General features: G+C 40.1%; 1 protein-coding gene and 1 pseudogene. Both read right to left on the reverse strand.

The features are described from left to right. A pseudogene (locus tag PX636_RS14190) lies at positions 1–618 on the reverse strand (DUF4351 domain-containing protein); the annotation flags it as partial. A 57-nt stretch (positions 619–675) separates the two neighbouring features. Further along, entirely contained in the window at positions 676–1566 is an 891-nt protein-coding gene (locus tag PX636_RS14195; protein ID WP_288117632.1) for a DUF4351 domain-containing protein, read from the reverse strand. Between the last annotated feature and the right edge of the window lie 310 nt (positions 1567–1876).

A 1876-nucleotide genomic window follows, 5' to 3' on the forward strand; every position in this document is an offset into this window, starting at 1 on the left:
AAGGCTTGCAAGTTTCTACTCAAATTGTATAATAATTTTAAGGAAGCTGATTTAAAGGGATGATGAGGAGACAAGGCCTCTAATTCATCAATCGCTCTGGTTCTAGTTCCTCCTCTGCCTAATAATCTTAACCAAAGGGTTTCAGGGGTTTCAGGTAATTGATGCAGGACAATAATGGCTGTGGTTAATGCTGGAGCTAAAAAGTAAATTCCTTCTCCCCAATCTGGATGATTGAGAGCGGAAAAAGCAGTTATAATTCTTTGACTGGCAGTAGGAGTTAGTATCCATAGTCTAGGGATATTTTCTGCTAATAAGGGTTGTTGATGACGGTGAGCTTCTCTTTGTAATTGTTCCCGCACAGTCAACAGTTTAGATAAACAAGCGAGAATTCCCTCAATCGTGACCGGATTGCGATAGGGTTCCAATAAACAAGGGGTTTGAGCTAATCGGCCCAATAAACCTAATTCGGGCGGTATTTTGGGGGAAGTCGGTCGAAAATACACATCGATTTCTTGAGTTTTTGCCGTCACATCAAAGCTGGTTTTCACGTCACCGGAAGAAGAGAGAAAGGTTTCGAGGTAATTTTTCACTAAATTTATCCCAAAGAAAGCGAGTCAAGACCTAAGTTATTAAATCAATGATGATGGTTATTTTATCATCTTCAAAGCCTATTTATTAGTTCAGCCAATTAATTAAGTCAGCTTGACTCTCAAAGTCTAGTAATGCTTCTCCTAAGTCTTCTAATTTTTCTACTGAGAGTTTTTGGATAGTTTCGGTGATATGCGGGGGCAATTCACCAAAACGTCGCTTTAGTTGACGTAGCACTAACTTGGATGCTTCTTTTTGAAGTCCGATAGCTTCTCCTTGTTGAATAGCTTTTTCTCTATCTTGTTCATATAAAGGGGCTAAACGCATAATAAATTTCCTCTCCTCCTGGGTTCTTTTGGGTAAGGCTTGCAAGTTCCTACTCAAATTGTATAATAATTTTAAGGAAGCTGATTTAAAGGGATGATGAGGAGACAAGGCCTCTAATTCATCAATCGCTCTGCTTCTGGTTCCTCCTCTGCCTAATAATCTTAACCAAAGGGTTTCAGGGGTTTCAGGTAATTGATGTAGGACAATAAGGGATGTGGTTAATGCTGGAGGTAAAAAATAAATTCCTTCTCCCCAATCTGGGTTATTGAGAGCGGAAAAAGCAGTTATAATTCTTTGACTGGCCGTAGGAGTTAGTATCCATAGTCTAGGAATATTTTCTGCTAATAAGGGTTGTTGATGACGGTGAGCTTCTCTTTGTAATTGTTCCCGCACAGTCAACAGTTTAGATAAACAGGCAATAATGCCATCAATCGTGACCGGATTGCGATAGGGTTCCAATAGACAAGGGGTTTGAGCTAATTTGCCCAATAGGCCTAATTCGGGCGGTATTTTGGGGGAAGTCGGTCGAAAATACACATCGATTTCTTGAGTTTCTGCCGTCACATCAAGGCTAGTTTTCACGTCACCGGAAGAAGCAAGAAAAGTTTCGAGGTAATCTTTACTAAATTTGTCCCAAAGAAAGCGAGTCAAGGCTTAGGTGATTAAATCAATGATGAGGGTTATTTTATCATCTTCAAAGCCTGATTAGAAAAATTGGCAGCATTGCAGCTTTAGTTACAGATTTTTCCTAGTTTTTGCGCTAGAACTGAAAGGTTAATCAGCAAAAAACGCGCTCGACGAATGAAACCGCAAATCATCGTCTGTGGATTAGGTCGCACGGGTTATAAAATCTTTTGTTTACTCAAACAACAATCTGCGGCAGTAGTGGCGATTAGCGATCGCCAAATGATCTGTGAATACCAGTCTGATATTATCATCGGCGATCCCTGCTCTCCTAAAA

This window comes from Microcystis sp. M53598_WE2 (assembly GCF_030067735.1).
Lineage (GTDB): Bacteria > Cyanobacteriota > Cyanobacteriia > Cyanobacteriales > Microcystaceae > Microcystis > Microcystis aeruginosa.